This is a genomic window from Halomonas sp. THAF12 (genome assembly GCF_009363675.1).
Classification (GTDB): domain Bacteria; phylum Pseudomonadota; class Gammaproteobacteria; order Pseudomonadales; family Halomonadaceae; genus Halomonas; species Halomonas smyrnensis.
The window spans coordinates 1,472,464-1,485,292 of the sequence record NZ_CP045399.1; the positions used below are offsets into that span (position 1 = coordinate 1,472,464).

At 68.5% G+C, this 12,829-nt stretch carries 12 protein-coding genes; 10 read left to right on the top strand and 2 right to left on the bottom strand.

Features of this window, described 5'->3' with window-relative positions:
- Positions 1-7 precede the first annotated feature (7 nt).
- Both FIU88_RS06720 and FIU88_RS06725 read left to right on the top strand, forming a co-directional pair.
- A complete protein-coding gene (locus tag FIU88_RS06720; RefSeq protein WP_016856294.1) occupies positions 8-1,198 on the top strand; it encodes a PP2C family protein-serine/threonine phosphatase in 1,191 nt (396 codons plus the stop codon).
- The gene (locus FIU88_RS06725; RefSeq protein ID WP_016856295.1) at positions 1,185-1,694 is read left to right on the top strand and encodes an STAS domain-containing protein; all 510 of its coding nucleotides are present in this window, start codon (positions 1,185-1,187) and stop codon (positions 1,692-1,694) included. The genes FIU88_RS06720 and FIU88_RS06725 overlap by 14 nt, the downstream gene beginning before the upstream one ends.
- A 140-nt stretch (positions 1,695-1,834) precedes the next feature.
- Here FIU88_RS06725 and tal read toward each other — a convergent pair whose 3' ends face one another.
- The gene (gene tal, locus FIU88_RS06730; RefSeq protein ID WP_152478646.1) at positions 1,835-2,773 is read right to left on the bottom strand and encodes a transaldolase; all 939 of its coding nucleotides are present in this window, start codon (positions 2,771-2,773) and stop codon (positions 1,835-1,837) included.
- A 129-nt stretch (positions 2,774-2,902) separates the two neighbouring features.
- Between tal and FIU88_RS06735 the strand changes: the two genes are divergently transcribed.
- The 7 genes from FIU88_RS06735 (at position 2,903) to arsJ (ending at position 11,129) form a co-directional block, all read left to right on the top strand.
- The gene (locus FIU88_RS06735; protein ID WP_152478647.1) at positions 2,903-4,087 is read left to right on the top strand and encodes a Bcr/CflA family multidrug efflux MFS transporter; all 1,185 of its coding nucleotides are present in this window, start codon (positions 2,903-2,905) and stop codon (positions 4,085-4,087) included.
- Between the two features lie 180 nt (positions 4,088-4,267).
- Positions 4,268-5,281 (top strand): PstS family phosphate ABC transporter substrate-binding protein, encoded by a 1,014-nt coding sequence (locus tag FIU88_RS06740; RefSeq protein ID WP_152478648.1) that lies wholly within the window; start codon positions 4,268-4,270, stop codon positions 5,279-5,281.
- Positions 5,282-5,398: 117 nt separating this feature from the next.
- A complete protein-coding gene (gene pstC, locus FIU88_RS06745; protein WP_016856299.1) occupies positions 5,399-6,655 on the top strand; it encodes a phosphate ABC transporter permease subunit PstC in 1,257 nt (418 codons plus the stop codon).
- A gap of 18 nt (positions 6,656-6,673) precedes the next feature.
- Complete coding sequence (gene pstA / locus FIU88_RS06750) at positions 6,674-7,840, top strand: phosphate ABC transporter permease PstA (protein ID WP_152478649.1); 1,167 nt, start codon at positions 6,674-6,676, stop codon at positions 7,838-7,840.
- Between the two features lie 93 nt (positions 7,841-7,933).
- The gene (gene pstB, locus FIU88_RS06755) at positions 7,934-8,716 is read left to right on the top strand and encodes a phosphate ABC transporter ATP-binding protein PstB (protein WP_040478648.1); all 783 of its coding nucleotides are present in this window, start codon (positions 7,934-7,936) and stop codon (positions 8,714-8,716) included.
- 147 nt (positions 8,717-8,863) lie between these two features.
- Entirely contained in the window at positions 8,864-9,910 is a 1,047-nt protein-coding gene (locus FIU88_RS06760) for an ArsJ-associated glyceraldehyde-3-phosphate dehydrogenase (RefSeq protein WP_016856302.1), read from the top strand.
- Positions 9,903-11,129 carry an organoarsenical effux MFS transporter ArsJ gene (gene arsJ / locus FIU88_RS06765; RefSeq protein ID WP_016856303.1) on the top strand — a complete coding sequence of 409 codons (1,227 nt, stop codon included), beginning with the start codon at positions 9,903-9,905 and terminating at the stop codon, positions 11,127-11,129. The genes FIU88_RS06760 and arsJ overlap by 8 nt, the downstream gene beginning before the upstream one ends.
- An 18-nt stretch (positions 11,130-11,147) precedes the next feature.
- Here the strand turns inward: arsJ and FIU88_RS06770 are convergent, their stop codons facing one another.
- Entirely contained in the window at positions 11,148-12,350 is a 1,203-nt protein-coding gene (locus FIU88_RS06770) for an MFS transporter (RefSeq protein ID WP_152478650.1), read from the bottom strand.
- A gap of 96 nt (positions 12,351-12,446) precedes the next feature.
- On the opposite strand from FIU88_RS06770, the gene FIU88_RS06775 reads away from it, so the two are divergent.
- Positions 12,447-12,797, top strand: coding sequence for a metalloregulator ArsR/SmtB family transcription factor (locus FIU88_RS06775; RefSeq protein ID WP_016856305.1), 351 nt, complete (start codon positions 12,447-12,449; stop codon positions 12,795-12,797).
- Positions 12,798-12,829: the final 32 nt, after the last annotated feature.

The window sequence follows — 12,829 nt, forward strand, 5'->3', positions numbered from 1 at the left end:
CCCTAGGATGCCCGAAGCCAACGAGCTGGTCGGCCTGATCGACGTTCCCGGGGCCGAGCGCGATGCCCTGGCCGAGATCATCGCCCGCGACGGCCTGGCGGTCGTCGCCGTGGAACACCACGAGCAGCTGCCGGGCGACGCGGTGCTGGTGGTCGCCCATGCCCGGGCGGTGCCCAGCGAGGCCTGGGGGGCGCTGGCCGAGCGGCTGCCGACCCTGGTGGTCAGCGACGAACGTCAGGACAGCGATCTGCTCCAGGCCGTGGATGCGGGACTGGTCGACTACGTGATCGAGCCGCGTCGTCACGGCCACCTGCTGCGGCGCATGATCCGCCGGGTGATCGACCTCAACCGCCTGGCCCAGGAGCGCGAGCACGACCGGGCACGGCTGGCCGAGCTCAACGAGCGCCTGGAGACCCATCTGGCGATGCTGCGGCTCGACCAGCAGGCCGGCGGCCAGATCCAGCGCAAGCTGCTGCCGCCGAGCCCGCAGAGCATCAACGGCGTGAGCGGGGACTACTGGCTGGTGCCATCGCTGTACTTGTCCGGCGACTTCCTCGATTTCCAGCGCTTCGACGACCGCTACACCCTGTTCTACTTCGCCGATGTCTCGGGCCACGGGGCGTCGTCGGCCTTCGTCACGGTGCTGCTCAAGTCGCTGTCGCACCGCTGGCAGAACGAGTGGGACGGTCAGCGTCCGCAGGACCTGGCGCCGCGCTGGCTGGCCGGGCTCAACCGCGAGCTGCTCGATACCGGCATCGGCAAGCACGCCACCCTGTTCGTCGGCGTCATTGACCGGGAGCGTCGCTATCTGCACTATTCGCTCGGCGCCCAGCTGCCCATGCCGCTGCTGGTGAGCGACGGCGAGGCGCGCTACCTGGAAGGCGAAGGCATGCCGGTGGGGCTGTTCCCGGACGTCGAATACCCGTCGTTGGGCTGCGAGCTGCCGGCGGACTTCCGGCTGTGGCTGTGCTCCGACGGCCTCCTGGAGTGCCTGCCCGGCGAGACCCTGGAGGCGCGGCTGGAGGTGCTGCGCTCCCGCGCCGAGACCAGCGAGACGCTGGCGGCGCTGCGCGACAGTCTTGCCCTCGGCGACGACATCGTCGACGCTGACAACGAGGGCGACGCCTCCGGCCGGGACGAGCTTCCCGACGACCTGACGATCATGATGTTGAGCGGATTTGGCAATGATGATGCATGAAGGCCGCCTCAAGGCGGCGTTCGATTCCGGCGTGTTCGTGCTCAAGCTGTGCGGGGACGTCCGGCTGACGCTCTGCGCGACGCTCGATACCCAGGCACAGCGTCTAGCCGAGACGCCCGGGCTGGAGGCGGTGATGGTGGACCTGCGCGAGGCCACCAACGTCGACTCCACGGCGCTCGGCTTCCTGGCCAAGGTGGCCATGGCGCTGCAGGGTCGGTTGAAGCAGCCGCCGACCATCGTCGTCGATAACCCCGACGTGCGGCGCATGCTCGACGTGATGGGCTTCGCCCGCTACTTCACGCTGCTGGAGTCGCCGATCACCGAGCCCCACGAGCTGCGCGACCTGCCCGAGGTGCCTGCCAACGAAGAGGGCATGCGCGAGCGCATCCTCGAGGCGCACCGCATCCTGATGCACATGAACGACCACAACCGCGAGCAGTTCCAGCCGCTGGTCGAGATGCTCGAGGAGCAGAAGAGTCCCGCCGACCGGGAGTGAATCGCCGCCTGGGCGGGCCTTCCAGCGCTCGCCGCGAGACGGGGCAGAGCCGGCATGGGAAAACGCTGGACACAGTCGAAGAGGGGGAGGCGCCGGCGGCGCCTCCCCCTCTTGGCGTTCTTGCGTCGCCCGGGGCCGGATCAGCCCTGGCGCAGCTCGCCCAGCAGCGTCTCCAGCTTGCGCTGGTCGGCCATGAACTTGCGGATGCCCTCGGCCAGCTTCTCGGTGGCCATGGGGTCCTCGTTCATCGCCCAGCGGAAGTCGGCCTCGCCCTGGGGCTCCGGCGCGCGGGTCTCGGCGTCCAGCGGCGAGAGGCGGCGCTCCAGCGTGCCCTCGGTCTCGGCCAGCTCGCCGAGCAGGGCCGGGGAGATGGTCAGGCGGTCGCAGCCGGCCAGGGCCTTGATCTCGCCGCTGTTGCGGAAGCTGGCGCCCATCACGATGGTCTCGTAACCGTGGCCCTTGAAGTGCTCGTAGATGCGCTTGACCGACTGCACGCCCGGGTCGCGGTCGCCGGCGAAGTCGGCCTCTGGATCCTGGGCCTTGTGCCAGTCGAGGATGCGGCCGACGAAGGGCGACACCAGGGTCACGCCGGCATCGGCGCAGGCGCGGGCCTGGTCGAAGTTGAACATCAGCGTCAGGTTGGTGTGGATGCCCTCGCGCTCCAGCACCTGGGCGGCGCGGATGCCCTCCCAGGTGGCGGCGAGCTTGATCAGGATTCGCTTCGGATCGACGCCATGGCGCTGGTAGCGGTCGATCAGCGAGCGGGCGCGGTCCAGCGAGGCCTGGGTGTCGAAGGAGAGGCGAGCGCTGACCTCGGTGGACACGTAGCCGGGGACCAGGGCACTGATCTCGCTGCCGATGTCCACCGCCACGGCGTCCATGGCGTCGTCGATATCGGTGGCCTGGCGGGCGATCTCGGCCAGCCGGGCGCGGCGGCCCTCCTGCTGGGCGGCCTGCAGGATCAGCGAGGGATTGGTGGTCGCATCGGTGGGCTGGAAGCGACGGATCGCCTCGATGTCGCCGGTGTCGGCCACCACCGTGGTCATGCCTTTGAGTTGCGTCAGCAGGTCGTCTGCCATGGGTCCTGAATCCTCCGTGTGTCGAGGGTCCACTCTATCAAGCACAGGGGGATGAAATACAGACGCACGGCATCGGCCAGTGAGGTGCGTTATCATTAGCGCCCTCGTGGAAATCCCTTTGGAGGTCGCTTGAGACTGAACGCCCGACGGGTGGCCCTGCTGGTCGCCACCAATACCGCCCTGGCGCCCTTCGCCATCGATGCCTACCTGCCCGCCATGCCCGCGCTGGCCGATACGGTGGGGGCGAGCATCCATCATACCGAGCTGTCGATCAGCCTGTTCCTGTTCGGCTTCGCCATCGGCCAGCTGGTCGGCGGGCCGATGTCCGATCGCCTGGGTCGTCGCCCGGTGCTGCTCACCGGGCTGGTGATCTTCCTGCTGTCCAGCCTGATGATCATGCGTGTCGACACGCTCGGCGAGCTGTTGACCTGGCGCTTCGTGCAGGCCCTGGGCGGCGGCGCCTGCGTGGTCAACTCCGCGGCCATCGTGCGCGACTGCTTCAGCGGGCGCGAGGCGGCCAAGGTGATGTCGACCATGGCGATGATCCTGATGCTGGCCCCGCTGGTGGCGCCGGCGGTGGGCAGCGGCCTGCTCTACCTGGCGGACTGGTGGCTGATCTTCGCCTTCCTGGCGGTCTATGCGGCCTTCCTGTTGTGGCTGATGGGGACCCGCCTACCGGAGACCCGGCCACCCGATGCGCCGATCGCCTCGGCCGGCCAGGTGCTGCGCAACTATGCCAGCGTGCTGCGTCATCGCGAGGCCATGGGCTATGTGCTGTCGGTGGCGTCGACCTTCTCCGGGATGTTCGCCTTCATCACCGCCTCGCCGTTTCTCTACATGACCCACTACGGGGTCTCGCCGGCGGTCTATCCGGTGGTGTTCGGCGCCAACGTGGTGGTGATGGCGCTGTCGAACCGCCTCAATATCCGTCTGCTGAGCCGGCGCACGCCCCAGCAGAACATGCGCCTGGGGCTCGGCGTGCAGTGCGGCGTGGCGCTGGCGCTGGTGACGCTGGTGGCGACCGGGATGGACTCGCTGTTCACGGTGGTGCCGCTGATCATGCTGTTCATGGGCATGGTCGGGCTGATCACGCCCAATGCCATGGCCTCGCTGCTCGAGCACTTCAGCCACATGAGCGCCACCGCCACCGCGCTGCTGGGCTGCATCCAGTTCACCAGCGGCGCCCTGGCCGGGGTGGTGGTCAGCGCCTTCGAGGTCGACAGTGCCTGGCCCATGGTGCTGACCATGCTGACGGTGTCGCTGGTCGGCAACCTGGCCCTGCGCGGCCTGGTGGGGCGCGCCGCCCTGAACTGAGCCGTCCTGCCGCTCCGGCCCGCCCGGGCCGGGGCTCTCTTGCCCGTCGCCGGGCCCTTCGTCTCCCTCTGCCGACGCCGATGTCGGCCATCGAGCTCGCTTGTCATGAAGCTGTCATTTTCGTGGGGCATCTTGTGTATCGCGAAAGGATGATCACTTCCCCGAACAGGAGCTCTCTCCATGAACCGCATCCTCAAGACCACTGCCATCGCTGCCGCCGTCATGGGCGTCGTCGGTGTCGCCCAGGCCCGCGATCAGGTGCGCATCGTTGGCTCCAGTACCGTCTACCCGTTTGCCAGCTACGTGGCCGAGGAATTCGGTGCCACCACCGACTTCCCGACGCCGGTCATCGAGTCCACCGGCTCCGGCGGCGGCGCGCGTCTGTTCTGCAACGGCATCGGCGAGGGGACTCCTGACATCACCAACGCCTCGCGTCGCATGAAGCCCTCCGAGTTTGAGCGCTGCGTCGAGAACGGCGTGACCGACATCACCGAGGCCTTCATCGGCTACGACGGCATCGCCTTCGCCCAGTCCAACGAAAATGACGCGATGGACGTGACCCTCGAGCAGATCTTCCTGGCCCTGGCCGCCCAGGTGCCGGTCGACGGCGAGCTGGTCGACAACCCCTACACCCAGTGGAACGAGATCGATGATTCGCTGCCGGCCCGCGAGATCGCCGTCTACGGTCCGCCCACCACCTCCGGCACCCGTGACGCCTTCGAGGAGCTGGTGATGGAAGCCGCCTCCGAGGAGATGGACGCCTACGGCGGTGAGGGCTACACCGACATCCGCACCGACGGTGCCTTCATCGACGCCGGCGAGAACGACAACCTGATCGTCCAGCGCCTGGCCGAGAACACCGAGGCCTTCGGCATCTTCGGCTACTCCTTCCTGGAAGAGAACTCCGACAGCCTGATGGGCTCCAGCATCGACGGCGTCGCGCCGACCCCGGATGCCATCGGCAGCGGCGACTACCCGGTGTCTCGCTCCATGTTCTTCTACGTGAAGAACCAGCACGCCGACGAGGTCCCGGCGATGAACGAATACGCCAACCTGTTCATGAGCGAGCAGATGATCGGTGATCTGGGCTACCTCAAGGGCATCGGCCTGATCCCGGCGCCGGAAGAGATGCGCGCCGAGGCTCGCAGCGCGGTCGAGAACCACGAGACGCTCGAGCTGGCCGACCTCAAGTAAGCAGGGCCGGGCCTTCGCCCTGTCACGGCCGGCAGCCAGGAGCTGCCGGCCGGTGCACGTTCCGCCGGCTCACCGGCCTCGCCGGTCCCCGCGGATTCATTCAGACGAGAGTCAACTATGCAGACCAACCAAATCCTCGCTCTGTTCTGCGGCACCCTGCTGGTGCTGGGTCTGATAGCCTATTTCCTGGGGCGGGCCAAGGCCTCCAGGGTGCGCGCCGCCGGCGCCGCCATGCACGCCCAGCCCGACCAATACGCCTGGTTCAGCGTGCTGTCCAGCGCCGGCCCGGCCATCGCCGTCGGCGTGGTGGGCGCGTTCGCCATGCTGCTCCTGGGCGCCGAGATTCCCACGCTGTATCTGCTGGCCGCCAGCCTGGTCGTCGGCTGCGCCGGTCTGGCCATGGGCATCGCCCTGGTGCGTCCGGACTTTCATGCGCGCAAGGCCATCGAGAGCGTCATCCGCTTCTTCCTGGCCGGCGCCGCCCTGATCTCGATCTTCACCACCTTCGGGATCCTGATCTCCATCGTGGGAGAGGCCATCCGCTTCTTCCAGATGCAGAGCTTCTGGGACTTCATCACCGGCACCACCTGGAATCCGGGCGCGAGCTTCCTCGCCGCCGCGGGCCGAGCGGAGGAGGGGGCAAGCGCCGCCCAGTTCGGTTCGATTCCGCTGTTCGCCGGTACCTTCATGATCACCGCCATCGCCATGCTGGTGGCGATTCCGGTCGGCCTGCTGTCGGCCATCTACATGGCCGAGTTCGCCCCGCAGCGAGTGCGCACCCTGGCCAAGCCGGTGCTCGAGGTCCTGGCCGGCATCCCGACCGTGGTCTACGGCTTCTTCGCCGCCATCACCGTGGCGCCGATCATCGTCGACGTGGCCGGGTTCTTCGGCATCGATGCCTCGTTCAACAACGCCCTGGCCCCCGGCATCGTGATGGGCATCATGATCATCCCCTTCATCTCCTCGCTGTCCGACGACGTCATCAACTCGGTGCCGGACAGCATGCGTCAGGGGTCGCTGGCGCTGGGCATGACCAAGGGCGAGACCATCCGCGACGTGGTGGTCCCGGCGGCCCTGCCGGGCATCATCTCGGCCTCGCTGCTGGCGGTGTCCCGGGCGCTGGGCGAGACCATGATCGTGGTCATGGCCGCCGGCATGCGCCCCAACCTCACGGCCAACCCGTTCGAGGACATGACCACGGTGACGGTGCGCATCGTCGCCGCCCTGACCGGCGATCAGGAATTCGCCAGCGCCGAGACGCTGTCGGCCTTCGCCCTGGGCCTGGTGCTGTTCGTGGTGACCCTGTCGCTGAATCTGGTCTCGGTGATCATGATTCGCCGGTTCCGCGAGAAGTACCGGATCAACAACCTTTAACGCTGGGAGCTTTTTCCGATGAGCCAATCCTTCGACGAGATCAGCGCCCAGCTCCGGCGTCGTCACCGCAAGTCCGCGCGCCTGAAGTGGATGTCCATGGGGGCCCTGGGCCTGGCCGGGCTGTTCCTGGTGCTGTTCTTCACCGACATGATGATCAAGGGCCTGCCGGCCTTTCAGCAGGCCCAGATCCAGGTCGAGGTCGACTACAGCGAGCAGGCCAGCCAGCTGCCGCTGGCCGCCGTCCAGGAGGACGTGCGCCCGCTGGTCAGCCGCGGCTACCTGCGCCTGATTCCCGGCCGCATGGAAGACAACGCCGAGCTGCTCGGCACCACGCGCATGGAGTGGGTGCTGGCCGACAGCCAGGTCGATCAGTACCTCAAGGGGCATCACACCCGCCTGAGCGACAGCGAGCAGGAGGTGGTGGACCGGCTGCAGGCCGAGGGCCGCGCCGAGCTGAGCTTCAACACCACCTTCTTCACCAGCGGCGATTCCAAGATGCCGGAGCTCGCCGGCATCGCCTCGGCGGCCATGGGCACGGTGATGACCCTGCTGGTGACGCTGGCGGTGTCCTTCCCGATCGGCGTGATGACCGCGGTGTACCTCGAGGAGTTCGCCCCGGACAACCGCTTCACCCAGCTGATCGAGATCAACATCAACAACCTGGCGGCGATCCCCTCGATCCTGTTCGGTCTGCTGGGCCTGGCGATCTTCATCAACTTCTTCGGCGTGCCGCGCTCCTCGCCGGTGGTCGGCGGCCTGACGCTGGCGCTGATGACGCTGCCGGTGATCATCATCTCCACCCGCACCGCGCTGCGCAGCGTGCCGGATTCCATTCGCCACGCCGCCTTCGGGGTCGGCTGCTCGCGCTGGCAGGTGGTGCGCGACCATGTCCTGCCGCTGGCCCTGCCGGGCATCATGACCGGCTCGATCATCGGCCTGGCCCAGGCCATGGGCGAGACCGCGCCGCTGATCATCGTCGGCATGGTGGCCTTCATCCCCGACGTCACCGCGTCCTTCAGCGAGGCGGCCACGGTGCTGCCGGCGCAGATCTTCACCTGGGCGGGTGAGCCCGAGCGCGCCTTTATCGAGAAGACATCGGGAGGCATTCTGGTGCTGCTGGCCGTGCTGATCTCTCTCAACGCCACCGCCGTGGTGCTGCGCAAGAAATTCGAGCGTCGCTGGTAAGTCCCGCGGCCAGACACAGGATATGCCAAGATGAACATTCACGTTTCCGAGCGGAAGATGGGCCCCATGAGCGGACACAGTGCCGGTGAACCGGTGGTACGCAACGAGAACGCCAATCACGAGCTGAGCGTGCGAGTGCGCGACCTGAACCTCTGGTATGGCGACAACCAGGCCCTCAAGAACATCAACGTCGACGTCTTCCAGAAGAACGTCACGGCGCTGATCGGGCCGTCCGGCTGCGGCAAGTCGACCTTCCTGCGCTGCCTCAACCGCATGAACGACCTGATCCCCAGCGTGCGCATCGAGGGCCTGATCTCGATGGACGGTCGCGACGTCAACGAGCCCAAGATGGACGAGGTGGCCCTGCGCCGCCGGGTCGGCATGGTGTTCCAGAAGCCGAATCCCTTCCCCAAGTCGATCTACGACAACGTCGCCTACGCGCCGCGCATGCACGACCTGGTGAGCCGCAAGGCCGACGTCGACGAGCTGGTGGAGCGCGCGCTGCGTGACGCCGGCCTGTGGGAAGAGGTCAAGGACAAGCTCTACGAGCCCGGCACCTCGCTGTCCGGCGGCCAGCAGCAGCGCCTGTGCATCGCCCGGGCCATCGCGGTCCAGCCCGAGGTCATCCTGATGGACGAGCCGACCTCGGCCCTGGACCCGATCTCCACGGCGACCATCGAGGACCTGATGGACAAGCTGAAGCAGCAGTTCACCATCATCACCGTGACCCACAACATGCAGCAGGCCGCGCGGGTCGCCGACTACACCGCCTTCTTCCACCTGGGCGAGCTGATCGAGTACAACGATACCCAGACCATGTTCTCCAACCCGGCCACCAAGAAGGCCGAGGACTACATCACCGGCCGCTACGGCTAAGCGCCACGCGCGTGTGACGGTTCGACGGGGAGGCCAGTGGCCTCCCCGTCGTCGTTTGCGGCTGTCATCGAGGTGTCATCGATCTCGAATATATATGGTTTGTCATATATATTGGCGACGACATCATTCACGATCAGGAGAGCGACCATGACCCTGTCCATCGGCATCAACGGCTTCGGCCGCATCGGCCGTCTCGCGCTGCGCAGCCTGTGGCCGCGCGTCGAGGCCGGCGAGGTGGTCATCGCACGCCTCAACGACCCGGGCGGCGACGCCGCCACCTTCGCCCACCTGCTGGAATTCGACTCGGTGCACGGCCACTGGTCCCCGGGGCAGGGCATCCAGGCCGAGGCCGAGGCGCTGGTGATCGACGGCCGGCGCATCGCCTTCAGCGGCCATGACACCATCGCCGCCGCCGACTGGTCCGGCTGCGACGTGGCCCTGGAGTGCTCCGGCCACATGAAGACCACCGACAAGCTTCAGGCCTACCTCGACCAGGGCGTGGACCGGGTGGTGGTCAGCGCGCCGGTCAAGGAGGACGGCGTGCTCAACGTGGTGATGGGCGTCAACGACGGCGCCTTCGATCCCGCTCGCCACCGCATCGTCACCGCCGCGAGCTGCACCACCAACTGCCTGGCCCCGGTGGTCAAGGTGATTCAGGAGACCTTCGGCATCCGCCACGGCTCCATGACCACGGTGCACGACATCACCAACACCCAGACCATCCTCGACGCCCCCCACAAGGACCTGCGTCGCGCCCGGGCCTGCGGCATGAGCCTGATCCCGACCACCACCGGCTCGGCCAAGGCCATCACCGCCATCTTCCCCGAGCTCGAGGGCAAGCTGAACGGCCATGCCGTCCGCGTGCCGCTGGCCAACGCCTCGCTGACCGACATGGTCTTCGAGCTCGAGCGCGAGACCACGGTGGAGGCGGTCAATGCGGCGCTCAAGGCCGCGGCGGAGGGCCCGCTCGCCGGCATCCTCGGCTATGAGGCGCGCCCGCTGGTCTCCATCGACTATCGCACCGACCCGCGCAGCGCCATCGTCGACGCCCCGTCCACCATGGTGGTCAACGGCACCCAGCTGAAGCTCTACGCCTGGTACGACAACGAGTGGGGCTACGCCAACCGCACCGTCGAGCTGGCGCTCAAGGCAGGACGAGCGACGGTCGGCAGGGAGTCGACGGCCGATGTCTGAGGTCATCGCCCGGCTGAAGGCGTTGCCCTTCGAGGTGCGCCAGTATCTGCTGATCACCGGCAACTACTGGGCCTTCACCCTCACCGACGGTGCCCTGCGCATGCTGGTGGTGCTGCATTTCCACCAGCTGGGCTACTCGCCGCTGGAGGTGGCGCTGCTGTTCCTCTTCTACGAGGCCTTCGGCGTGATCACCAACCTGGTGGGCGGCTGGCTCGGGGCGAGGCTCGGGCTGAACCGCACCATGAACATGGGGCTAGGGCTGCAGATCGTGGCGCTGGCCATGCTGATGGTGCCGGCCACGGCGCTGACCGTGCCCTGGGTCATGGCCGCCCAGGCGCTGTCGGGGATCGCCAAGGACCTCAACAAGATGAGCGCCAAGAGCGCGGTCAAGGTGCTGGTGCCCAAGGACAGCCCCAGTGCCGGCTCCGCGCTCTATCGCTGGGTGGCGATCCTGACCGGCTCCAAGAACGCGCTCAAGGGCGCCGGCTTCTTCCTGGGCGGGGTGCTGCTGACCCTGATCGGCTTCCGTGGCGCTGTGATCGCCATGGCGCTGATGCTGGCGGGCGTGCTGGTGCTGTCGCTCGTGCGGCTCAAGGCCGATCTGGGGCGGCAGAAGCGCAAGCCGGCGTTCGGCGAGATGTTCTCCACCTCGAAGGCGATCAACGTCCTGTCGGCGGCTCGCCTGTGCCTGTTTGCCTCGCGGGATGTCTGGTTCGTGGTGGCCCTGCCGGTCTTCCTCTACGATCAGCATGGCTGGAGCCACTGGACCGTGGGCGGCCTGCTGGCGCTGTGGGTGATCGGCTACGGCGGGGTACAGACCCAGGCGCCGCGCCTGACCGGCCTGGTCAAGGGCGGCGCTCGGGGGATCACCGCCTTCTGGGCCCTGGCGTTGGCCGGCCTGCCGGCCCTGCTGGCGCTGCTGCCGCTGGCCCAGGTGGGTTGGCTGGTGGTGGGGCTGCTCGCCTTCGGCGTGCTGTTCGCGGTCAACTCGAGCTGGCACAGCTACCTGATCGTCCACTATGCCCGCGCCGATGGCGTCTCCATGGACGTGGGCTTCTACTACATGGCCAACGCCATGGGCCGCCTCGCCGGCACGCTGCTCTCCGGCTGGGTCTACCAGGCCTTCGGGCTCGCCGCCTGCCTCGGGATCTCGTCCGCCCTGGTGGCCGCCAGTGCGCTGATGGCCCTGGCCCTGCCGCGGGAGGCCACGCCCCGCTGAGGTCGGGGCGCGAGCCGCTCAGGGGGCGGCGCGCGGTGCCTGTCGGGGCGCGGTCTCGGTCAGGCCACGCAGCGCCCAGAGCCCCAGCGCCGGCCCCGGCAGCAGCCACCACAGCACCCAGGGGCCCTGGGCGGCCCACAGGCTCGAGGTCAGCGAGATCGCCGGGAGGGTCAGGGCGAAGCCCACGGCGTTCATCACCGAGAGCGTCGAGCCGACCCGGGCGTGGGGCGCGGTGGCCGCGGCCAGGGCCGAGAACTGGGGCGAGTCGGCGATCACCGTGAGCCCCCAGACGGCGAGCAGCGCGAGCAGCAGGCCGGGCGGCGCCCAGGCCAGCAGCGGGTAGGCCAGGCAGGTCAGCCCCGAGACGGCCAGCGCCCACCGGGCGACCCAGAGGCTGCCCAGCCGGCGGCTCAGCTCGCCGCCCCCCACGCAGCCGACCAGCCCCAGGGCGATGACCCCGAAGGCGAGCCACGGCACCAGGTCCATGGGGGCCGCCAGGCGCTCAAGCTCTCTCGCCACCAGGAAGGGCGTCAGCATCCACAGGGCGTAGAGCTCCCAGCAGTGCCCGAAGTAGCCACCCGCCACGGCACGAAAGCGCGGCGCGCGAAGTCCCGCCAGGCCCTCCCGCAGCCGGGTGGGGCCGGCCGGGGGTGGCAGGTGCGGACCGTCGCCGAGGCGGTAGATGGCCGCGCCACCCGCCAGTGCCAGCAGCGAGGCGCCGAGCAGCGGCCACGCCCACGGCAGCCCCGGGGTCGAGCCCCGCAGCAGGTGGGGCAGGGCGGTGCCCAGCGTCAGCATGCCGACCAGCCAGGCCAGGGCCGCCCCCTTGTGGGTCGGCGTCCAGCCGATCACGAGCTTCATGCCCAGGGGGTAGATGCCGGCCAGGCACAGGCCGGTGGCGAAGCGCAGCAGCAGGCCGGCGGTGGCGTGCTCGGCGGCCAGCACGAAGCCGGCGTTGATCAGTGCGCCGAGCAGGCAGGAGGCGGCGAAGAGCCGGCTGGCCCGGAAGCGGTCGGCCAGGCCGCTGGCGGCGATGGCCAGGGTGCCGAGGATGAAGCCGGCCTGGACGGCCAGCGTCAGCCCGCCGAGGTCGGCCTCGGTGAAGCCGAGGTCGCGGGCCAGCGAGAGGCCCACGCCGTTGACCGAGAACCAGAGCGAGGTGCCGCAGAGCTGGGCCAGCACGATCACGGCGAGGGGATGGCGGCGCAGGAGGCGGCTCATGGGCGCCTCCCCGGCCGCTCGCCTTGCCGCGGGGCGTGCTGCGCGCCCCGACCCTCGTCGCGTAGAATCATGTCGATACTCCCTGGAGAAACCCTGATGTCGCTGGACCCGGTCCGTGTCTTCAAGTGCCTGGGCGACGAGACTCGCCTGATGCTCACGCTGCTCGTGCTGCGCGAGCAGGAGCTTTGTGTCTGCGAAATGACCCACGCCCTGGAGCTCTCGCAGCCCAAGGTGTCGCGGCACCTGGCGCAGCTGCGCCAGTGCGGCCTGCTCGAGGATCGCCGCGAGGGCCAGTGGGTCTACTACGGGATCGAGGCTAGCCTACCGGGGTGGGTCATGGCCACCCTGGCGGCGGCGGCCGAGGGGCGAGCCACGCAGCTCGAACGGGTGTGTGCGCGCCTGGCGCGGATGGGCAACCGGCCCGAGCGTCGAACCGCGCTTTGCTGAGCACGACAAGGCCTCGCGCCTGTCCGAGGTGA